Consider the following 22,198-nt stretch of genomic DNA (forward strand, 5'->3'; position numbering starts at 1 on the left):
CAGGGATATGGCCAGTGGTTTTCTCGCGTGTGTTGCTTCATCCATCTGTGGCGCCTTGCTGTTCGGAGTGTCCAGCACTCACGTGCTGGCGGCCGACGACCTGGTGCAATTCGATCCCGCTACGTGCGAGTTCGGCGCAAAGCTTGAGCCGTACTACGACAAGGCCATCGCCAAACGTCAGGCGTTGCCTGCCCAGGCGCAGGAAGAGGAGGTGAGCTACCCGGTCGATCTGCCCTTCCACGGCATCAAGGTCACAGCGGTGTTCATGGGCTATGAATGGCACGGGATCTACTTCGATGCGCCGCCCGAGCAGGTGCGTTCGCTGTTTCGCCAACTGGGCTACCGCGTGGCCGAAGACGGTGACATGTCGGCCAGTGGTGATGAGGTCGCGGTCACCGCATCGATCATCGAAACCAGCGACAAGGCCCGCCAACAAGGGCTGTCGGCGCTCACCTGCGGCGTCTGAAACAAGCACCCTGAAATTCTTTTGAATTTTCGTTACTGACTTTTCCCGCGTTGCACGTCTGTTTGTTGAGATTGATTTTCATTACTAGAAAACGCCAACACAGCGAGCAACAGACGTGAGCAATCAACAACAACGACGCACCCGGCCGTTCGGTCGGGTAGCCCTTGCCAGCAGCCTGATGCTGGCGGCCTGGACCTTGCCGATGGGGATCGGTAGCGTGCAGGCCGCCGAGCCCGCTCACCCGAGCCAAACTACTGCCCTGATCCGCTTTGACATTCCCGCCCAGGCGCTGGACAGCGCCGTGCTGGCCTTCGCCGAACAGGCTGGGGTCCAGGTGTTTTTCGACAGCCGCAAACTGGCTGGCCTGCGCAGTGAGGGTTTGCGCGGCGAGCACTCGGCCCAGCAAGGGCTAGGCCTGTTGTTGCGCGGTTCGCCCGTGCGCTATCGCTTCAGCGGCACTGACCGGGTCGGCCTGGAGCGGGTCAGTGATGATGGCCAGACCCTCGAGCTGGGTACCACCCATGTCGACTCCAACAGCGATGCCGACTGGGTCTACCAGACGCCGCGTTCGGTCAGCGTCATCACCCGCGAGCAGATCGACAAGCGCCCACCGCGCCACGCCGCTGACATGCTCGAAGAAACCGCCGGCGTCTACACCGCGGTCAACCAACGCGACCCCGGGCTGTCGGTGAACATCCGCGGCGTGCAGGACTATGGCCGGGTCAATATGAACATCGACGGCATGCGCCAGAACTTCAACGTCAACGGCCATCAGCAGCGCAACGGGGTGATGTTCATCGACCCGGAGTTCATCAGCTCCATCGAGATCGAAAAAGGTACCCAGGCGGGCATGGGCGGTGCTGGTGTTATTGGCGGTATTGCCAGCTTCAACACGGTCCAGGCCCGTGATTTTCTCGGCCCCGACAAGGAGTACGGTGGCCGCCTGCGCGCCGGCAACGGCATCGGTGAGCTGGGCAATGGCACAAACTTCAATGGCAGCGCATTGTTTGCCTTCGGCAATGAGCTAGGCGATGTACTGCTGGGCGTCAGTGAGCGGCACTTCGGTGATTACCGCGCCGGCACCAACAACGCTGACAACCTCGGCACCCAGATCCGCGGCAAGACCAGCTACCCCGAAGCCTGGAAGGACTGGCTGCACTCCGAGGTCGGCGAGACCGGTAGCGTCACGCGCTCGCAACTGCTCAAGCTGGGCCTGAACCTGCCCAACGACCAGCGCCTGCAGCTCAACTACATGGAAACCGACACGGACAGCAAAGACGCCTGGACCTATTACGACAATCAGACTCGGCAGTTCTATTACAAGCGCACCGGCAGCAGTGATTTCAACGCCCGCAACGCCTCGCTCGACTACAGCTACAGCCCGGACAACGACCTGGTCGATCTGAAGGCCAAGCTGTATTTCGTTTCGACCCGCCAGGATCGCTGGAACGCCGGTAATGACGCCTCGGCCAGCAGCAACAACCGCGTCGAGGCGTATGACGATCGTTTTCAGACCGATACCTGGGGCCTGCAACTGGAAAATACTTCGCGCTTCTATTTGGGGGACGCCGACAAGCTCACCTTTAACTACGGCACCGAATTCTTCCAGGATCGCTTCAAACCGAAAACCGATCGGGTCCCGGCACTCAACGAACAGGCTTTGCCTTACGTTCAGGGGGCCACGCCTGAAGGCAAGCGCATCATGGCCAGCCTGTTCGGCGATGTGCAGTACGAGCATGGCGACTGGCTGACGGTCGATGCCGGATTGCGCTACGACCGTTACCGCCTCACCGGCGAAACCGGCATCACCACCTGGATGTACCCAAGGGGTGTCACGGGTGAAAACCTTCAACGCGTGCAGACTCACCTGATCTTTGACGAAGAACAGGAGCAGGGCCGTTTCTCGCCCACCTTCGGCATTGCGCTGAAGCCCGGTGTCGACTGGATGCAGGTCTACACCCGCTGGGGACGTGGCTGGCGTCCGCCGTCAGTGACTGAAGTATTCATGAGCGGTCGTCCCCATGGTGGCGGTAGCGAGATGCTCTATCCCAACCCCTTCCTCAAGCCCGAGGAGTCGCACAACTGGGAACTGGGGGTGAACCTGTTCAAGGAATCGCTGCTGCAGGAAGGTGATCGCTTTGGCGCCAAGGTCGCCTATTTCGACACCCGCATCGACAATTTCTCGTTCATGGATGTCAACGCCGATGTGCCCGGCGCCTCTGCACTGGGGACTTCACTCGGGCGCTCGGCGTATCAGAACAACCTGGAGCAGACGCGTTTTCGCGGGGTCGAATACAGCCTCGACTACGACGCCGGGCGTTACTACAGCCAGCTCAGTTATACCCACATGATTGGCAGCAACGATTTCTGCTCCAAGCAGTTGTACATGGGGGGAGGGCAGCGCCTGGTCAGCGCCGGGACGGTGCTGCGCCCGGTGCGGGTCGGCAGCCGCGTGATCATGTTGCCAGTGCGCGTTTCGCGGGCCGAGGACGCTGCCGACCTCGATCAGACAGTCAGCTGCGGTCACATCATGGGCAACGCCAGCTACATGCCGGCAGATCGCGGCTCGCTGACGGTCGGCATGCGCTTTCTGGACCGCACCCTCGATGTCGGCGCCCGCCTGCGTTACAGCAAGGGCAATGGTGAGAACCTCAACGACCACGGCTACCGCCTGATCGACCAGGCGCAGTGGCCCAAATACAAGGTCTACGACCTGTACGCCAGCTACTGGATGACGCCGAGCCTGAACCTCGCGCTGTCGCTGGAGAACGCCACCGACGAAGCCTATTTCGTGGCCATGGGCGACACCGACAACCTGTCGCTGGCCCGCGGCCGGACCTTGAGCGGGATGCTCGAATACAAATTCTGATCCACACCGGGTTTGCCCATGTCGGGCGACACGAAGGCAGGGAATACGCCTTCGCAATCATGCAATGCAACGAGGAACCGTTATGACTCTTTCCGTTACTTACGATGCCGCCTTCTCCAGCTCGTCGATCGATGACTACCTGGCGTTCTGGACTTCGGGCTTCGTCACTGCAGGTCATGGACAAAGCAATACCGGCGGCTTCAGCAACGGCAGCCTGAGCGGCGACCAGTACGCTACCCATGGTAGCCAGGGCTCCGACTACGCATTCATCGCCGACAGCAACACTGCCAATGGTCTGCACTATGTGTTCGACCGCGGCCTGCCAGCCGGTGACAACCTCAACCACTACCTGTGGGGCGAACTGGACAACGTTTCCCTGGGCCAGGTGCTGGGCGGCGGTAGCGGTAGCGACTTCACCCTGAGCAACTACGTGGTCAGCTTCAACGGCCTGGACCTGGACGCCGCGCTGGGCGCCGGTCGTGCCGGCAACGAAGTACAGAGCGTGATCTACGGCCTGATGCAGGGCAACACCTCGGCCCTGGAAGGCGTGCTGGACAACCTGCTGGCCGGCTACGGCGTGTCTACCGACGACAGCTTCGACGTGGTCAGTGCTGCGTTGGCTGCCGGCCCGCTGAGCGTGGCCTCGGCCGATGTCGTGGGTGTCCAGGCCCTGGCTGACGACTTCGCCCTGGCCGCCTGACCCCAGGTAAAAAAAAGCGAATGGAAGATCACTCCTCCATTCGCTGCTTGCTTACCCCGCCGCCTGCGTCTTTGCCGGGCCCAGGTGGCGGTGGTGCGAATTCTGCGAGCCTGCGCCGGCGAGGTCAATCGCCCGCAGGCTTGCCCTGTCGAGGACGTTCATGAAAGCCACCCGCTCCCGCCCTGCCAACGAAGTGTTGCAGGCGCTCAAGGCCTGCCGCGCCGGCTTTGCCAACATCGGCCTGTTCACTGCGGTGATCAACTTGCTGATGCTGGCGCCGGCGCTGTACATGCTGCAGGTCTACGACCGGGTGCTGTCCTCGGGCAACGAGATGACCCTGCTGATGCTCAGCCTGATGGTGCTGGGCTTGTTCGCCTTCATGGGCCTGCTGGAATGGGTACGCAGCCTGGTGGTGATCCGCCTTGGCACGCAAATGGACATGCGCTTGAACCCGCGGGTGTTCGAGGCCGCTTACCAAGCCAGTCTGGCCGGCCACAAGGGTGCAGCGAACCAGGTGCTGAGCGACTTGACCACCTTGCGCCAGTTCGCCACCGGCCAGGCGCTGTTCGCCTTTTTCGATGCGCCGTGGTTCCCGGTGTACCTGTTGGTGATGTTTCTGTTCAGCCCATGGCTGGGCTTGATGGCGCTGGTGGGCGCGGTGCTGTTGACGATTCTCGCCTGGGTCAACGAGCGCCTGACCCAGGCGCCGTTCGCCGAAGCCGGGCAGTTGGCGCAGCAGGCCGGGCAACAGGCTGGCGCCAACCTGCGCAATGCCGAAGTGATGGAAGCCATGGGCATGCTGGCGGCGGTGCGCCAGCGCTGGGCCAGCTTGCACCATGGTTTTCTCCTGCGCCAGAACCTGGGCAGCGAGCGCACGGCGGCAGTGACTGCGGTGTCCAAGAGCCTGCGCCTGACCCTGCAATCGCTGGTGCTGGGCCTGGGCGCGTGGCTGGCGATCGAGCAACTGATTACCCCGGGGATGATGATCGCAGGCTCCATCCTTATGGCCCGGGTGCTGGCGCCAATCGACCAATTGATTGCCGTGTGGCGCCAGTGGGGTTCGGCCCGCCAGGCCTATGAGCGCTTGCACAGCTTGCTCAGCGAGCAACCGCCGCGTGCACTCGGCATGCCGTTGCCGGCACCCAGCGGGCGCTTGCTGGTGGAGCAACTCAGCGCCCTGCAGCCGGGCACGCGCAAGCCGTGCCTGGCCAACCTCGGCTTCGAACTGGCGGCCGGCGACAGCCTGGGCATCATTGGTGCGTCGGGCTCGGGCAAGTCGACCCTGGCGCGCTTGCTGGTTGGCGCGGCGACTCCGGCTGCCGGCAAGGTGCGTCTGGATGGCGCCGAGCTACAGCAATGGGACAAGGGCCTGCTCGGCGCGCACATCGGTTACCTGCCCCAGGACGTGCAGTTGTTCGCCGGCAGCATTGCCGAGAACATCGCCCGCTTGGGTGAAGTCGATTCGCACCAGGTGGTGGCTGCTGCGCAACTGGCCGGTGTCCACGAGCTGATCCTGAAACTGCCCAATGGCTATGACACCCAGCTTGGTGAAGGCGGGGCGGGGCTCTCCGGTGGCCAGCGCCAGCGCATCGGCCTGGCCCGGGCGCTATACGGCCTACCCGCACTGATCGTGCTCGATGAACCCAACTCCAACCTCGATGACTTCGGCGAACGCGCCTTGCTCGAGGCGATCCGCCAGGTCAAGGCGCAACAGCGCACGCTGATCCTGATTACCCACAAATCCAGCCTGCTGGCCGCAGTAGACAAGCTGCTGGTGCTGCAGAACGGCCAGATGCAGGCCTTCGGCCCGACCGCGCGGGTGCTGCAGGATTTGCAGCGCAGCCACAAACCAGCCGGCATTCCCACGCCTGCTCCGACTCCGGCGCTGCGCAGCGCGGCCAGCGTCAGCATGAGCTATGGCACCCCGAGATCCTGATCATGACCGCCCCTCAGTCGCTTCACGCTCAAGCCATTCCCGACAACCTGCTGAGCCTCGATGCCCGCCGTCACAGCCGCCTCGGCCGCTGGCTGGTGATCGGCGGCTTTGGCGGTTTCATCCTCTGGGCAGCCCTGGCGCCGCTGGACAAAGGCGTGCCGGTGGCGGGCAACGTGGTGGTCGCCGGCAGCCGCCAGGCCGTGCAGCATCCCACCGGCGGCACTATCGAACGCCTGCTGGTGCACGATGGCGACAGCGTCAGCGCCGGCCAGGTGCTGGTGCAGATGGACGCCACCCAGGCCCAGGCCCAGCATGATTCGTTGCGGGTGCAATACGTCAACGCCCGGGCCAGCGAGGCGCGCCTGCAAGCTGAGCGTGACGGCTTGGAAAGCATCACTTTCCCGGCCGAGTTGCAGGCACTGGTCAGCGAGCCATGGGTCGCCACCGCCCTGGAACTGCAACGCCAGTTGCGCAGCAGCCGACGCCAGTCGCTGGACATGGAACTGGCCGGCCTGCGCGAAAACATCGCCGGCGCCGAGGCCATGCTGGCTGGCGTGCAGGGCTCGATGAGCCACAAGCAGGAACAGCGCGCCGCGCTTGCCGAGCAATTGCAGGGCCTGCGCGAACTGGCCCGTGACGGCTATATCCCGCGCAACCGCCTGCTCGACAGCGAACGCCTGTACGCGCAGATCAACGGCGCGATTTCCGAAGACCTGGGCAATATCGGCCGCAGCCGCCGCCAGGTCCTGGAGCTGAAACTGCGCATGGCCCAACGTCAGCAGGAATACCAGCGCGAAGTCGGCCAGCAGCTGAGCGACATGCAGTCCAGTGCTGAAGACCTCGGCAACCGCCTGCGCAGCGCCGCCTTCGAACTGGCCAACACCCAGCTGCGCGCCCCGGCCAGCGGCACGGTGGTGGGCCTGAGCGTGTTCACCAATGGCGGGGTGATTGCCCGTGGTCAGCAACTGATGGAGATCGTCCCGATGGACGCGCCCTTGCTGATCGATGCGCGCGCCCCGGTGGAGCTGGTCGATCGCCTGCATCCGGGCCTGCCGGTAGAGATCATGTTCGTCGCCTTCAACCAGAGCAAAACTCCGCGGGTCGATGGCGAACTGACCCTGGTCTCGGCCGATCGCCTGGTCGATGAGCAAACCCAGCAACCTTACTACCAGGTGCGCGCTAAGGTCAGCGATGCCGGCTTGCAGCAACTGGCCGGCCAGGACATTCGCCCCGGCATGCCGGTGCAAGCCTTCGTGCGTACCGGCGAGCGCTCGATGCTCAATTATCTGTTCAAGCCGTTGACCGACCGGGTGCATGTCGCCCTGGCGGAGGAATGATGTCGATGCGTGCGATGTGCTGCCTGCTGTTGCTGGGTGCCAGCCTTTCGGCCGCCGCCGTCGACCTGGGCGATGCCTATGCCCTGGCGGTGCGTAACGATCCGGTCTTCCATGCCGCCATCGCCGAACGCGATGCCGGCCTTGAGAGCCGCGCCATTGGCCGTGCGGCGCTGCTGCCGAACCTGTCCTACCGCTACAACAACGCCCGCAACGACTCCGAAGTGACCCAGACCAACGCCCGCGGCAACGTCACCAGCCAGCGTGACTACCGCAGCTATTCCTCGACCCTGACCTTGCAACAGCCGCTGTTCGACTATGGCGCCTGGGCCGAGTACCGCCAGGGCGTGGCCAAGGCGCTGTTGGCCGACGAGCGCTTTCGCAGCCGCAGCCAGGAACTGGCGGTGCGGGTGTTCGCCGCCTACAGTGAAGCCTTGTTCGCCAACGAACAGATCGCCCTGGCCCAGGCCCAGCGGCGCGCTTATGCCGAGCAACTGCAATTGAACCGGCGCCTGCTCAAGGGCGGCGAGGGCACCCGCACCGACCTGCTGGAAACCCAGGCCCGTTACGAGCTGGCCCAGGCCCAGGAAATCGAAGCCAGCGACAATCTCGATGCGGCCTTGCGGAGCCTGCAGGCGATCATCGGCGAACCGCTGGAAGTCGCCGACCTGGCGCCCTTGAGTGGCGAATTTCGCGTTCAACCTTTGCAGCCCCTGGGTTTTGAAAGCTGGCGCGACCTGGCGGTTGCCCACAACGCCGAGCTGGCCTCCCAACGACACGCCCTGGTTGCCGCCGACTACGCCGTCGAGCGCCAGCGCGCCGGTCACCTGCCAACGTTGAGCGCCTACGCCAGCAGCGGCAAATCCAGCTCAAGCTCGGAAAGCAGCTACGACCAGCGCTATGACACCGACAGCATCGGCATCCAGATCAGCCTGCCGCTGTTCGCCGGCGGCGGGGTGTCGGCCGCGACCCGCCAGGCAGCTGCCGAGCGTGACAGTGCGCGTTTCAGCCTCGACGGGCAGATCGCCGATACCGTCAACCAGCTGCGCAAGCAATTCAATCTCTGCGCCAGCAGCACGGCGAAGATCCGTGCCTATGAACTGGCAGTCAAATCCGCCCGCGGCTTGATTAGCGCTACGCGCAGAAGCGTGGCCGGCGGTGAGCGGGTCAACCTCGACGTGCTCGATGCCGAGCAGCAGCTCTACAGCGCCCGCCGCGACCTGGCCCAGGCGCGCTACGACTACCTGCGCGCCTGGCTGCAGTTACGTTATCTGGCCGGGGTGCTGGAGCCGCAGGATTTGCAGCAATTGAATGGCTATTTTAAGAGTCGCTCGCAGGGCCTGGCGGGACGCTGAGATCAGCTTGCCGTTTGACTTGCAGCAATCAGGCGTTTGACTTGTCGTTCGCCAGGTTTTGACATAATTGCTTAGCTGCTTTGTTGGTATGTCCAATAAAAACGGGGCTTTCATGTGCTATGTTTTGACTTGCTGTGGAAGCGCTCTAGAGATAATTTGACATGCCGACTTTCAAACACCGCGAACTGGAACACCCAGCAGCTGTCATCGGTGCAACACTAGCGACTCGATAGAAAAGGCCGGTGCATGTGCACCGGCCCCGAAGATTCAACCGCTAACTCATTCAGTGTTCCGAAACCGTCTCTCGTCGCGCCGGCGGTTCTCCATGCTCGCCCTCGCTCATCACCGGCACTTCTATGCCCTCGGCGTTGAACAGCTTGCCATCTTCGAAGTAGTCACCATCGCGCAGGGCGGAGATGTCCGAGTAGTGGATGGTGCGTTCGTAAGCGGCAGCGAACACCGACTGCTGGTCGGAGTTGCCGGTGGTGAAGTGGTTGAACACCAGGTTGAGGACGATAGCCATGATCGCTGCCGAGCTGATGCCGGAGTGGAAGATGGTCTCGAACCAGTTGGGGAACTGCGCGTAGAAGTTCGGCGCAGCGATCGGGATCATGCCAAAGCCCAGGGAGGCGGCGACGATGATCAGGTTGACGTTGTTCTTGTAGCTGACCTTGGACAGGGTGCGGATACCGCTGGCGGCAACGGTGCCGAACAGCACGATGCCAGCGCCACCGAGTACCGAGGTCGGCACTGCGGCAATCACCCGGCCCATGATCGGCAGCAGGCCGAGCACTACCAGGATCACCCCGCCGGTGGCCACCACGTAGCGGCTCTTGACCCCGGTCACGGCCACCAGGCCGACGTTCTGGGCGAAGGCGCTCTGGGTGAAGGAGCCGAAGATCGGCGCCAGGATGCTCGAGGCCATGTCGGCGCGCAGGCCGTTGCCCAGGCGTTTGGAGTCGACCTTGGTGTCGATGATTTCACCGACTGCGAGGATGTCCGCCGAGGTTTCCACCAGGGTCACCATGATCACGATGCACATCGACAGGATGGCGGCGATGTGGAAGGTCGGCATGCCGAAGTGGAACGGCGTCGGCATCGCCACCAGCGGGCCGTCGAGGACCTTGCTGAAGTCAGCCATGCCCAGCGACCAGGCAATCAGGGTACCGATGACCATGGCCAGGAGGATCGACAGCCGCGAGATGGTCGCGCTGCCCAGCTTGCTCAGCACCAGGACGATGACGAAGGTCAGCCCGGCCAGGCCGATGTTGGCCATGCTGCCGAAATCCGGGGCCTTGCTGTTGCCGCCCATGACCCAGCGCGCGGCCACTGGCATCAGGGTCAGGCCGATGGTGGTGATGACGATGCCGGTCACCAGCGGCGGGAAGAACTTGGTGATCCGCGAGAACACCGGGGTAATCAGAAAGCCGATCAGCGACGCCGCCATGACCGCGCCCAGTACCCCGGGCAAGCCACCGCCACCTTCACTGCTGAGAATTGCGCCCATGGTTGCTACACCGGCGAACGACACGCCCTGCACCAGCGGCAGCTGGCAACCGAACCACGGCAGGCCGAGGGTTTGCAGCAGGGTGGCGAGGCCACCGGCAAACAGCGAGGCGGCGATCAGCAGGCCGATGTCGGCAGGGCCCAGGCCGGCCGCCTGGCCGAGGATCAACGGCACGGCGACGATACCGCCGTACATGGTCAGAACATGCTGCAGGCCATAAGCCAGGTTGGCGCCAAGGCCCAGGTTCTCGTCTTCGGGACGCTGGGCTGAAGACGTGCTAGGGGAGGACGTATTCATGGGGCAAGTTCTCAGTTTTATTGTTGTGGCGCTACTGTAGACAAGTCCTACACGTGAATGCCAGAACAATTGTATACAATTTTTAGATTTGCGTAGGAACAGTCCTACCCATGGTTTGGCTTCAGGGCTGGATGCAGATTCTGTTCCAAGAGCCACAGGCCAGCGCCACAGGGCCTCGTGCGGGCACCGTGGGGCTGGCTATAAAGCTGTCCAAACGGACAAGAAAGGTATTTGGGGGAAGGTAGGTAGGAAGCTAAGAGTTTCTAAACTTCGATCAGTTGGTGGAACTCGCGCTCCAGTTCGGTGCGATCGGCCAGATTAAGCTCGATCAGGCGGCACAGATGCTCCAGCGAAGGCAGGTCGATGTGCAGGCAGATAAAGCCGAGCTGCTGTTCATCGATATGGCGCAGTTGCACCTGCATCTCGACCTGCGCGCCTTCACCCAGGTGAATCACCGCATCGAACAGCTCTTCGAGGTCGGCGTCCCAGGGTTCGGGGTATTCGATCAATATGCCCTTGAGGGAGATGTCCAGCAGGCTGACCTGCCAACGGTGTTCGCCTTGCACCAGTTCGGTGGGGGCGTCGAAGGCAATGCGTTTGAAACGTCGACGTTCTAGGTGGTCGCTCATGTTCAGGCACTCCGGGGTTCTTCCTGACTATAGCTCAGCACTTGCCAAGGCCCGCGCAAGGGCGCATAACGAGATTTGTTCAACCACGCTGGAAGGCTCTAGACCAACGTGGGGGCTGGCCTTTCCTGCCAGTATCGCTAGACTCGAAAGGCTGTCTTTTATCCACTAGCTGGAAGCAAACCATGAACAACAATAATAGCCTGCTACGCCACATTCCGTGGCTGGCGCTGGCAGTCATAGGAGCCTGTGCGCTGGGTGTGGTTGCCCTGCGTCGTGGCGAGGCCATCAACGCCTTGTGGATCGTCGTCGCCTCGGTGGCCATCTACCTGGTCGCCTACCGCTACTACAGCCTGTTCATCGCCACCAAGGTGATGCAGCTGGACCCGCGTCGGGCCACCCCGGCAGTGGTCAACAACGACGGTCTGGACTACGTGCCGACCAACAAACACATTCTTTTCGGCCACCACTTCGCCGCGATTGCCGGCGCCGGCCCGTTGGTCGGTCCTGTGCTGGCGGCGCAGATGGGCTACCTGCCCGGTACGCTCTGGCTGATTGCCGGGGTGGTGCTGGCCGGTGCGGTACAGGACTTCATGATCCTGTTCCTCTCCACCCGCCGCAACGGCCGCTCGCTGGGTGACATGGTCCGTGAAGAAATGGGCCGGATCCCGGGCACCATCGCCCTGTTCGGCTGCTTCCTGATCATGATCATCATCCTCGCGGTGCTGGCGCTGATCGTGGTCAAGGCCCTGGCCGAGAGCCCGTGGGGCATGTTCACGGTGATGGCGACCATCCCGATCGCGATGTTCATGGGCATCTACATGCGCTACATCCGCCCGGGCCATATCGGCGAGATCTCGCTGATCGGCGTGGTGCTGCTGTTGCTGTCGATCTGGCTGGGGGGCCAGGTTGCCGCCGACCCGGTCTGGGGCCCGGCGTTCACCTTTACCGGCGTGCAGATCACCTGGATGCTGGTGGGCTACGGTTTCGTCGCCGCCGTGCTGCCGGTCTGGCTGGTGCTGGCGCCGCGTGACTACCTGTCGACCTTCCTCAAGATCGGCACCATCGTTGGCCTGGCCATCGGCATCCTGATCATCGCCCCGGAGCTTAAAATGCCGGCGCTGACCCAGTTCACCGACGGTACCGGCCCGGTGTGGAAGGGCACCCTGTTCCCGTTCCTGTTCATCACCATTGCCTGCGGCGCGGTATCGGGCTTCCATGCGCTGATTTCCTCAGGGACCACGCCCAAGCTGCTGGATAACGAAGTCAACGCCCGCTACATCGGCTACGGCGGCATGCTCATGGAGTCGTTCGTGGCGATCATGGCCATGGTTGCCGCTTCGGTGATCGAGCCTGGCGTGTACTTCGCCATGAACAGCCCGGCCGCGGTGGTCGGCTCTGATGTCGTCTCGGTAGCGCAAACCGTCAGCAGCTGGGGCTTTGCCATCACCCCTGATGCCCTCGAAGCGGTCGCCAAGGACATCGGCGAGCACACCATCCTGGCCCGTGCCGGCGGTGCGCCGACCCTGGCAGTGGGTATCGCGCAGATCCTTCACCAGGTGCTGCCGGGTGAAAACACCATGGCCTTCTGGTACCACTTCGCGATCCTGTTCGAGGCGCTGTTCATCCTCACAGCGGTGGACGCCGGTACCCGTGCCGGGCGCTTCATGCTCCAGGACCTGCTGGGCAGCTTCGTGCCTGCGCTCAAACGCACCGAATCGTGGGGCGCCAACCTGCTCGCCACCGCCGGTTGCGTGGCGCTCTGGGGTTACCTGCTGTACCAGGGCGTGATCGATCCGCTAGGTGGTATCAACACCTTGTGGCCGCTGTTCGGCATCTCCAACCAGATGCTCGCCGGTATCGCCCTGATGCTCGGCACGGTGGTGCTGATCAAAATGAAGCGCCAGCGCTACATCTGGGTCACCTTGCTGCCTGCGGTATGGCTGCTGATCTGCACCACCACCGCCGGTTTCATCAAGCTGTTCGACCCGAACCCGGCGGTTGGCTTCCTGGCCCTGGCCAACAAGTACAGCGCCGCGCTCGACGCCGGCCAGGTGCTGGCCCCGGCCAAGGACATCGGGCAGATGCAGCACGTGATTTTCAACGCCTACACCAACGCGGCCCTGACCGGCCTGTTCCTGTTCGTGGTCTTCAGCATTCTGTTCTTCGCCCTCAAGGTCGGCATCGCTGCCCTGGGCAAAAAAGAGCGGACTGACAAAGAGTCCCCGTTCCAGGCCCTGCCGGATGCGTAACCCAAGAGGAATGCAGTGATGTTCAACGATCTCGGTCGACTGGGTAAGTACCTGGGGCAGGCAGCCCGCCTGATGGTCGGCATGCCCGACTACGACAACTACGTCGAGCATATGCAGACCAAGCACCCGGACAAGCCGGTAATGACCTACGAGGAGTTCTTCCGCGAACGCCAGGAGGCACGTTACGGCGGCAAGGGTGGGCCAAAGTGCTGTTGAAAAGCGGCATGCAAGGCCAGTGACAAAGCTGTGGGAGCCCGGTTCGCGCCGGGCTCCCACAGTCATTTTCAGCGTTCAGGAGTATTCGGTTTGTTACCTCCAATTCCCGTTACCGTGCTCAGCGGCTTTCTCGGCGCCGGCAAGACCACCTTGCTGCGCCACCTGCTCAAGGCCGAGCACGGCCTGAAGATTGCCGTGATCGAAAACGAATTCAGCGATGCCGGCATCGATACCCAACTGCTCGGCGACGAGCCGGTGCAGGTCATGACCCTGGCCAACGGCTGCGTGTGCTGCAGTATCCACACCGACCTGACCAAGGCGCTGTTCCTGCTGCTCGAGCGCCTGGACAGCGGCGAGATCGCCTTCGACCGGCTGGTGATCGAATGCACGGGCCTGGCCGACCCGGCGCCGGTGGCGCAAACCTTCTTCATCGATGAAGAGCTGCGCGAGCGCTACATCCTCGACGGCATCATCACCCTGGTGGATGCCGCGCACGCCGATCAGCACCTGACCCAGGCCATTGCCCAGGCCCAGGTCGGTTTTGCCGACCGCCTGCTGGTGAGCAAGACCGATCTGGTCGACGCCGCCAGCTTCCAGGCCCTGAGCGAGCGCCTGGGGCGGATCAACCGCCGTGCGCCGATCCGGGTGGTGGAACACGGCAAGATCGATCTGGCCGAGTTGCTCGATGTGCGGGGTTTCAACCTCAATGCCAGTCTGAACGTGCGCCCGGTAGTAGCGGCGCCGAGTGTCGACCGGATCTCCAGCATGGTCCTGCGCACCGACCTGCCGCTGGATATCGACCGCCTCAGCGAGTTCATGAACCAGTTGCTTGAAGAGCACGGCAAGCAACTGCTTCGCTACAAAGGCGTGCTGAACATTGCCGGCGAGGATCGGCGCCTGGTGTTCCAGGGGGTGCTCAAGCTTTATGGCTTTGATTGGGATACCGAGTGGGCAGAGGGGGAAGTGCGCGAGAGTGTGATGGTGTTCATTGCCGACGATTTGCCGGAGGCGAAGATTCGCGAAGGGTTTGAGGCTTTGACTCTGTAGGAGCGGGCTTGCCCCGCGATGCGATGGTGCGATCACTATTGCATCGCGGGGCAAGCCCGCTCCTACAGGTACAAAAAAGCCCGGCTCTAGAGCCGGGCTTTTTCACATCACAACTGAGCTTAGTTGCCGTATACCGGCAGCTTGGCGCAGATGGCCTTGACCTTCTCGCGAACGGCGTCGATCACCGCTTCGTTGTTCAGGTCGGCGAGGATGTCGCAGATCCAGCCTGCCAGTTCTTTACACTCGGCCTCTTTGAAGCCACGAGTGGTCACAGCCGGGGTGCCGAAGCGCAGGCCGGAGGTGACGAACGGCGAACGTGGGTCGTTCGGTACCGAGTTCTTGTTGACGGTGATGAAGGCGCGACCCAGGGCGGCGTCGGCGTCTTTACCGGAGATTTCCTGCTTGATCAGCGACAGCAGGAACAGGTGGTTCTGGGTACCGCCGGAGACCACGTCAAAACCGCGCTCGATGAACACACCGGCCATGGCCTGGGCGTTCTTCACCACTTGTTGCTGGTAGGTCTTGAACTCAGGCTGCAGCGCTTCTTTGAAGCAGATGGCCTTGGCGGCGATCACGTGCTCCAGCGGGCCGCCCTGGGCGCCCGGGAATACTGCGGAGTTGAGCTTCTTCTCGATCTCGGCGTTGGCACGCGCGAGGATCAGGCCGCCACGTGGACCGCGCAGGGTCTTGTGGGTAGTGGTGGTGACCACGTCGGCGAATGGCACCGGGTTCGGGTACACGCCTGCAGCGACCAGGCCGGCAACGTGGGCCATGTCGACGAACAGGTAGGCACCGACCTTGTCGGCGATTTCACGGAAGCGTGGGAAGTCGAGGATCTGCGAGTAGGCCGAGAAACCGGCAACGATCATTTTCGGCTTGTGCTCGACCGCCAGGCGCTCGACTTCGTCGTAGTCGATCAGGCCGTTGGCGTCGATGCCGTACTGGATGGCGTTGTACAGCTTGCCCGAGGAGCTGACGTTGGCGCCGTGGGTCAGGTGACCGCCGTGGGCCAGGCTCATGCCCAGGATGGTGTCGCCGGCCGACAGCAGGGCCAGGTAGACGGCGCTGTTGGCTTGCGAGCCAGCGTGCGGCTGGACGTTGGCGTAATCGGCGCCGAACAGCTCCTTGGCACGGTCGATGGCCAGTTGCTCGACCACGTCGACGTATTCGCAACCGCCGTAGTAGCGCTTGCCCGGGTAGCCTTCGGCGTACTTGTTGGTCAGCACCGAGCCCTGGGCTTCCATGACAGCGGGCTTGTGTAGTTTTCCGAGGCGATCAGCTCGATATGTTCTTCCTGGCGCTGAGCTTCTTGCTCCATGGCGGCAAAGAGATCGGCGTCGTACTTGGCAATGGTCAAATCACGGCTGAACATGGCGGTCCTCAAGGATCGTGCTGAAATAGGCGGGCATTCTACCTCATCAGCTTTTGTCTGGCATATGAAAGGGCATCATGTCGCAGACAAATGGGGCTCATGAGCGACAAGCTGCAAGCTTCAAGCGGCAAGTCAAAGGCCGATCGCGTAACGCTTCTAACTTGCCGCTTGTAGCTTAAGGCTTGCAGCTTCCTGCCTAATTTGTCTGGCATATGAAAGGGCATCATGTCGCAGACAAATGGGGCTCATGAGCGACAAGCTGCAAGCTTCAAGCTTCAAGCGGCAAGTCAAAGGCCGGACGCGTAACGCTTCTAACTTGCCGCTTGTAGCTTAAGGCTTGCAGCTTCCTGCCTATTCGAACATGAACAGGGTTTCGTTGCTGAACTGCGCCTCGAACTGATGCGCCGGCATCGGTCGCCCGAACAGGTAGCCCTGCACTTCGTCACAGCCGTGTTCACGGAGGAACTCCAACTGTTCGTGGGTCTCGACGCCCTCGGCGATCACCGCCAGGTTCAGGCTGTGGGCCATGGCGATGATCGCCCGGGCGATCTGTGCATCCTGCTCGCCCTCAGGCAGACCGTCGACGAAGGTGCGGTCGATCTTCAGCACGTCGATGGGGAACTGCTTGAGGTAGTTGAGCGACGAATAGCCGGTGCCGAAGTCGTCAACGGCGATGCTCAGGCCGAGGTTCTTCAGGCTGTCGAGGATCACCATGGCCTCGTTGACCTCGCGCATCAGGATACTTTCGGTCAGCTCCAGTTCCAGGCATGCCGGCGGCAGGCCGGTTTCCTTGAGGATGGTGGCGATGCGTTCGCCCAGTTGACCGTCGGAGAATTGCCGCGCCGAAATGTTCACCGACACCTTCGGCACCCGCACCTTGGCCTGGTGCCAGGCCTTGAGCTGGCGGCTGGCTTCCTTGAGTACCCAGTCGCCGACATCGACCACCAGGCCCAACTCCTCGATCACCGGGATGAAATCCCCCGGCGGTACCAGCCCGCGCCGTGGATGACGCCAGCGCAGCAACGCCTCGGCACCGGTCAGGCGCTTGCCGTCGCCGCTGAACTGCGGCTGGTAATAGAGGATGAATTCGTTCTGCTCCAGGGCATGGCGCAGGTCGCTTTCCAGCTCCAGGCGCTCCAGGGCACTGGCGTTCATGTCGGCCTGGTAGAACTGGAAGTTGTTCTTGCCGCGCTCCTTGGCGTGGTACATGGCGGTGTCGGCGTTCTTCATCAACTGGCTGAGTTCGCTGCCGTCCTGCGGGCTCAGGGCGATGCCGATACTGGCGGTGACGAAGAACTCGCGGTTCTCCAGCACGAATGGCCGCACCAGGCTGCCAAGGATCTGCTCGGCCACGTGAATGGCCCGGTTCAGGGCCATTTCGCGGGTGGCGCGCGGTTGCAGCAGCAAGGTGAACTCGTCGCCGCCCATGCGCGCCACGGTGTCGTCGTCATCGACGCAGTCGAGCAGGCGCTCGGCCATGTCCTTGAGCATGCGGTCGCCCGCGGCATGGCCGAGGGAGTCGTTGATCGGCTTGAAGCGGTCGAGGTCGAGGAACATCAGCACCACCCAGGCCTTTTGTCGCTCGGCTTGCTGCAGGGCAGTGTGCAGGCGGTCCTGGAACAGGGTGCGGTTGGGCAAGTGGGTCAGGGCGTCGTAGTAGGCCAGGCGATGGATGCGCTGTTCGCTGGCCTTGCGCTCGCTGATGTCGGTAAAGAAGCACACGTAGCTGGCCAGGTCGCCTTCATCGTCGAGCACCGCGGTAATGCCGACCCAGGCCGGGTAATGTTCGCCGCTGCGGCGCTTGAGCCACACTTCACCTTCCCAGGTGCCGCGCTGGTGCAGCTGTTTGAGCACGTAGCGCAGGTGTGCATCCTGGTGCTCATCGACGGTCAGCAGGCTCGGCAACTGGTCCAGCACGTCGGCCACGGCATAGCCGCTGACGCGGCTGAAGGCTTCGTTGGCCTGGACGATGTAGCCGGCCGGGTCGGTAATGAGGATCGCCGAGGTCGAGTGCTCGAACACCGTGGCGGCCATGCGCAGGTCTTTCTCGGCGCGGCGCTGCTGGCTGATGTCGCGGCCCACGCCAAGGATGCCCTCGAAGCGCTCCTGGTCATCCCAGACCAGCACCAGGCGCAGCTCGATCGGGATCTTGCGGCCGTCGGCGCGCAGGCAATCGAACAGGAACAGCTGAGTCGGCAACTGGGTGCGCAGCAGTTCCATCTGTTCGGGGTCGCCCAGGGCCTTGTTGACCCGCTCGACCAGGCTGTAGATACCGGTGAGCTGGGCCGGGTTGGCGATGGTCGAGTGCCAGCCGTTCTCGAAAATCCACTCCACTTCAAAGCCCAGCACCGCCTGGATCGACGGGCTGACGTAGTTCAGTTGCAACTGGCTGTCGGTGGAGAAGATCACGTCGCTGATACTTTCGGCGAGCATGCGGTAGCGCTGTTCGCTGTCGCGCAGAGACTCGCTGGCCTCGATCTGCTCGGTAACGTCCTTGCCGACGCCGATGATCCGCGTCACGCAACCTGCGCTGTCGCGGGTCAGGGCCTGCTCGCGGATGTCGAAACGCAGCCAGCGCTGGTCGTGGTGACGGAAGCGCAGCTGGCAATGCAGTTGCTCGACGTAGCCCGAATCGCGTTGCTGCTGGCGCAACTGGTGATAGAGCTGGGCGTCGTCCGGGTGCAGCAGCACCTCCCAGAAATGGTCGCCCATCTGCGCAAGCTCGGTGCGGCTGTAACCCAGGGTCTGGCCGAGGTTGCGGTTGCTGAAGATCATCAGCTGGCTATGCACGTCCTGGACGTACAACTGGTCGGGCACGGTGCGCACCACATCCGACCAGAAGCTTTCGCGCTCGAGCAACGACAGCTCGACCTGCTTGCGGCTGGTGATGTCGCTGATGCTGAGGATCACTGCCTGGTAATCGCGGCGCTGCTGCGGGAAACGCACCATCAGCCACAGGTGCAGGTCGTCGCCACCGGGCACCGGCAGGCGCATTTCCAGCTCCAGCTGCTGCTGGTTGTCGAGGATCGCCCCGAGGAGCTGGATGCCGATGCCTTCGTTGCCGGTCTGCGAGCCTTCGACCAGGCGTTGCCAGGCACTGTCGCAACAGTTGACGCCCAGCAGTTGCAAGGCCACCTGGTTGACCTCGGTGACTTTCAGCTCCTGGAGCAAAATCCGCCGCAATGGCTGGTCGAAAGCCAGGCGCTGTTCCAGCGCCGGGCGGCTGCGCAGGCGATAGCGCTCGAGCTGGCCGGGCAGGCCCGAGAGATCTAGCACGCACAGGGCGACCCCGGTGCCTTCGAAGATATCGTGATAGCGTCGGCGGCTTTCCTGCAGCAGGCGATGGCGGCGGCGCATGTTGATCAGCGCCAGCAGCGGGATCAGCGCGCAGAACAGCCCGAGCATGCATTTGCCGATCAGCGCCGGCAGCAGTTGCTGGCGGGCAAGGCCGGCATCGAACAGGCCGCGCAGTTGCCAGGTACTGTTGTCGAGGAACGCCAGCATCACGCTTTGCAGCGGCTCGTCGCTGCCGGGGGTCGGCTGGTGGCGGTTGATGATCTCGCCGGTGCGGCTGTTTTCCAGCAGCCACAACGGGTGATTGGGGCGGTCCAGGTGGTTGGTCAGGTCGCTGTAGTAACCCGGGGCCAGGCGCAGGAACCAGTAGCCGCTGGGCGCCTCGCCCGGCTGGCGTAGCAACAGGTAGACCTGCTGGTTGTCGGCACTGTTGCTGTAATAGAAGTCGCGGCCCTGGTTGAGCCGCAGCAGTTCGTCCAGTGCCTGGTAATCGGGTGTATCCTTCAGGCTGTCGGCCTGCAGGCTGCCATCGGCACCAATCCAGGCGACGCTGAGCAGCTTGGGCTGCTGCTGGCGCAGTTGCGCGATGACCTGCGCCAGTTGCTCAGGGGCAGGCGATGAGCGGTAGGGCTGGATCTGGTTGAGCGCCACCTGGGCCTTGAGCGCCATGTTCAGGCTCATGTGGTCGGCGAGCTCGGCGCTGGCGTTCAGGCTGTGCTGGTACTGGTCAGCCTGGGTATGACGGAACTGGGCGATCAACTGCCACAGCAGCAGGCCTAGCAGCAACAGCACCAACAGGGCCAGCGCGCCTTTCAATGAGCCGCGCAGCGGCGAGCCTGACGCAGTGGCCGGCTTGCGCAGGGATGACGGCTGAGTGAGATTGGTCAAACGTTGATCCTGCGGTATGGCTGGATGGCAGGTTTAGAGCTGCTGGTTGGCAAGTGCCGCGTTCCTGGCGACGGCTCCGGTTGCGCACTATAAGCCGGACGCCCGAAGGGCGGCTAGCATGCCCGCAAACGTGGCAAAGTGCCAGCCCTGTTCGTCGGCGGTTTGCCCAACCCGGCGCATTACGGTAGCTTTGGCCCTTTCCTGGGCGCCACGGCGCCCTTCATCTGTTTCGTTTCTATTTTTTCGTCTCTGACGCTAGGTTTTTCCATGGCTCAATACGTCTATACCATGCATCGGCTGGGCAAGGTTGTCCCGCCGAAGCGGGAAATCCTCAAGAACATTTCGCTGTCCTTCTTCCCCGGCGCCAAGATCGGCGTGCTCGGCCTCAACGGCTCGGGTAAATCCACCCTGCTGAAAATCATGGCGGGTGTCGATACCGAGTTCGACGGCGAAGCCCGTCCGATGCCGGACCTGAACATCGGCTACCTGCCACAGGAGCCACAGCTGGACCCGTCCAAGACCGTGCGTGAAGTGGTCGAGGAAGCGGTCAGCGTGATCAAGGACGCCCAGGCCCGCCTGGACGAGGTCTACGCCGCCTACGCCGAGCCGGATGCCGACTTCGACAAGCTGGCCGCCGAACAGGCCAAACTCGAAGCCATCCTCCAGGCCAGCGACGGTCACAACCTCGAGCGCCAGCTGGAAGTGGCCGCCGACGCCCTGCGCCTGCCAGCGTGGGAAGCCAAGGTCGAGCACCTGTCCGGTGGTGAGAAGCGCCGTGTGGCCCTGTGCCGCCTGCTGCTGTCGGCCCCCGACATGCTCCTGCTCGACGAACCGACCAACCACCTGGACGCCGATTCCGTCGCCTGGCTGGAACACTTCCTTCACGACTTCCCGGGCACCGTGGTCGCGATTACCCACGACCGGTACTTCCTCGACAACGTTGCCGGCTGGATCCTCGAGCTCGACCGCGGCGCCGGTATTCCGTATGAAGGCAACTATTCGGGTTGGCTGGAAGCCAAGTCTGATCGTCTGGCCCAGGAATCCAAGCAGCAGTCGGCCCATGAAAAGGCCATGAAGGAAGAACTGGAGTGGGTGCGCAAAGGCGCCAAGGCACGTCAGTCCAAGTCCAAGGCCCGACTGCAACGCTTCGAAGAAATGCAGTCGCAGGAATTCCAGAAGCGCAGCGAGACCAACGAGATCTACATCCCGGCCGGTCCGCGCCTGGGTGACAAGGTCATCGAGTTCAAGAACGTCAGCAAGGGCTATGGCGATCGCGTGCTGATCGACAACCTGTCGTTCTCCATGCCAAAAGGTGCGATCGTCGGCGTGATCGGCGGTAACGGTGCCGGTAAATCGACTCTGTTCCGCATGCTGATGGGCAAGGAACAACCGGACTCGGGCAGCATCGAGATCGGTGAAACCGTGCAACTGGCCTGCGTCGACCAGAGCCGCGAAGACCTCGACGGCAACAAGACCGTGTTCCAGCAGATCTCCGACGGCTCCGACCAGCTGCGCATCGGCACCTACGAGATTCCGTCGCGCACCTACGTTGGCCGTTTCAACTTCAAGGGCGGCGACCAGCAGAAGTTCGTCAAGGACCTCTCCGGTGGTGAGCGCGGCCGTCTGCACCTGGCCCTGACCCTGAAAGAGGGCGCCAACGTCCTGCTGCTCGACGAACCGTCCAACGACCTCGACGTCGAAACCCTGCGTTCGCTGGAGGAAGCCCTGCTGGACTTCCCGGGCGCCGCTATCGTGATTTCTCACGATCGCTGGTTCCTGGACCGCGTGGCGACCCACATCCTGGCCTACGAAGACGATTCGCAGGCGGTGTTCTTCGAAGGCAACTACACCGAGTACGAAGCCGATCGCAAGAAACGCCTGGGCGAAGCGGCTGCCCAGCCGCACCGCGTACGGCACAAAAAACTGGCATGACCCTCAGGGGTTTGCACTGAAACGGGGCCTTCGGGTCCCGTTTTTTTTGCCCGAAATTTACCCCGGCCCTGTAGGAGCGGGCTTGCCTCGCGATACGGCTTAACATG

At 62.8% G+C, this 22,198-nt stretch carries 13 protein-coding genes and 1 pseudogene; 10 read left to right on the forward strand and 4 right to left on the reverse strand.

The features are described 5' to 3' along the window. Positions 1 to 7 precede the first annotated feature (7 nt). From LOY22_RS03470 to LOY22_RS03495, 6 genes are all read left to right on the forward strand, one after another. Positions 8 to 466: a hypothetical protein gene (locus LOY22_RS03470; protein WP_258596360.1), complete on the forward strand. Its 459-nt coding sequence runs from the start codon at positions 8 to 10 to the stop codon at positions 464 to 466. A gap of 178 nt (positions 467 to 644) precedes the next feature. Beyond that, positions 645 to 3,335, forward strand: a complete 2,691-nt coding sequence (locus LOY22_RS03475; protein ID WP_045195905.1) for a TonB-dependent receptor — start codon at positions 645 to 647, stop codon at positions 3,333 to 3,335. A gap of 82 nt (positions 3,336 to 3,417) precedes the next feature. Beyond that, positions 3,418 to 4,035 (forward strand): heme acquisition protein HasA, encoded by a 618-nt coding sequence (locus tag LOY22_RS03480; RefSeq protein ID WP_093387863.1) that lies wholly within the window; start codon positions 3,418 to 3,420, stop codon positions 4,033 to 4,035. Between the two features lie 160 nt (positions 4,036 to 4,195). After that, entirely contained in the window at positions 4,196 to 5,971 is a 1,776-nt protein-coding gene (locus LOY22_RS03485) for a type I secretion system permease/ATPase (RefSeq protein WP_258596363.1), read from the forward strand. A 2-nt stretch (positions 5,972 to 5,973) separates the two neighbouring features. Continuing rightward, positions 5,974 to 7,308, forward strand: a complete 1,335-nt coding sequence (locus LOY22_RS03490) for an HlyD family type I secretion periplasmic adaptor subunit (RefSeq protein ID WP_258596365.1) — start codon at positions 5,974 to 5,976, stop codon at positions 7,306 to 7,308. A 5-nt stretch (positions 7,309 to 7,313) separates the two neighbouring features. Further along, positions 7,314 to 8,660 carry a TolC family outer membrane protein gene (locus LOY22_RS03495; protein ID WP_195885651.1) on the forward strand — a complete coding sequence of 449 codons (1,347 nt, stop codon included), beginning with the start codon at positions 7,314 to 7,316 and terminating at the stop codon, positions 8,658 to 8,660. A gap of 283 nt (positions 8,661 to 8,943) precedes the next feature. On the opposite strand, the gene LOY22_RS03500 is transcribed toward LOY22_RS03495, so the two are convergent. Then, the gene (locus LOY22_RS03500) at positions 8,944 to 10,464 is read right to left on the reverse strand and encodes a nucleobase:cation symporter-2 family protein (RefSeq protein ID WP_045195912.1); all 1,521 of its coding nucleotides are present in this window, start codon (positions 10,462 to 10,464) and stop codon (positions 8,944 to 8,946) included. Positions 10,465 to 10,727: 263 nt separating this feature from the next. Then, positions 10,728 to 11,093, reverse strand: coding sequence for a PilZ domain-containing protein (locus tag LOY22_RS03505; RefSeq protein WP_093387872.1), 366 nt, complete (start codon positions 11,091 to 11,093; stop codon positions 10,728 to 10,730). Between the two features lie 182 nt (positions 11,094 to 11,275). On the opposite strand from LOY22_RS03505, the gene LOY22_RS03510 reads away from it, so the two are divergent. The 3 genes from LOY22_RS03510 to yjiA all read left to right on the forward strand — a co-directional run bounded on the left by LOY22_RS03510 (position 11,276) and on the right by yjiA (position 14,605). Continuing rightward, positions 11,276 to 13,342 (forward strand): carbon starvation CstA family protein, encoded by a 2,067-nt coding sequence (locus LOY22_RS03510; protein ID WP_045195915.1) that lies wholly within the window; start codon positions 11,276 to 11,278, stop codon positions 13,340 to 13,342. Between the two features lie 18 nt (positions 13,343 to 13,360). Next, positions 13,361 to 13,558, forward strand: a complete 198-nt coding sequence (locus LOY22_RS03515; RefSeq protein WP_010226397.1) for a YbdD/YjiX family protein — start codon at positions 13,361 to 13,363, stop codon at positions 13,556 to 13,558. 90 nt (positions 13,559 to 13,648) lie between these two features. Next, the gene (gene yjiA, locus LOY22_RS03520; protein ID WP_093387875.1) at positions 13,649 to 14,605 is read left to right on the forward strand and encodes a GTPase; all 957 of its coding nucleotides are present in this window, start codon (positions 13,649 to 13,651) and stop codon (positions 14,603 to 14,605) included. A 119-nt stretch (positions 14,606 to 14,724) separates the two neighbouring features. On the opposite strand, the pseudogene glyA reads toward yjiA, so the two are convergent. Both glyA and LOY22_RS03530 read right to left on the reverse strand, forming a co-directional pair. Next, positions 14,725 to 15,977: pseudogene (glyA, locus tag LOY22_RS03525) on the reverse strand (serine hydroxymethyltransferase). Positions 15,978 to 16,328: 351 nt separating this feature from the next. Beyond that, positions 16,329 to 20,159, reverse strand: coding sequence for an EAL domain-containing protein (locus LOY22_RS03530; RefSeq protein WP_195885654.1), 3,831 nt, complete (start codon positions 20,157 to 20,159; stop codon positions 16,329 to 16,331). A 267-nt stretch (positions 20,160 to 20,426) separates the two neighbouring features. Between LOY22_RS03530 and ettA the strand changes: the two genes are divergently transcribed. Next, positions 20,427 to 22,091, forward strand: a complete 1,665-nt coding sequence (ettA, locus tag LOY22_RS03535) for an energy-dependent translational throttle protein EttA (protein WP_045195926.1) — start codon at positions 20,427 to 20,429, stop codon at positions 22,089 to 22,091. Positions 22,092 to 22,198: the final 107 nt, after the last annotated feature.

The sequence above is a fragment of the Pseudomonas sp. B21-035 genome (genome assembly GCF_024748945.1).
Classification (GTDB): Bacteria; Pseudomonadota; Gammaproteobacteria; order Pseudomonadales; family Pseudomonadaceae; genus Aquipseudomonas.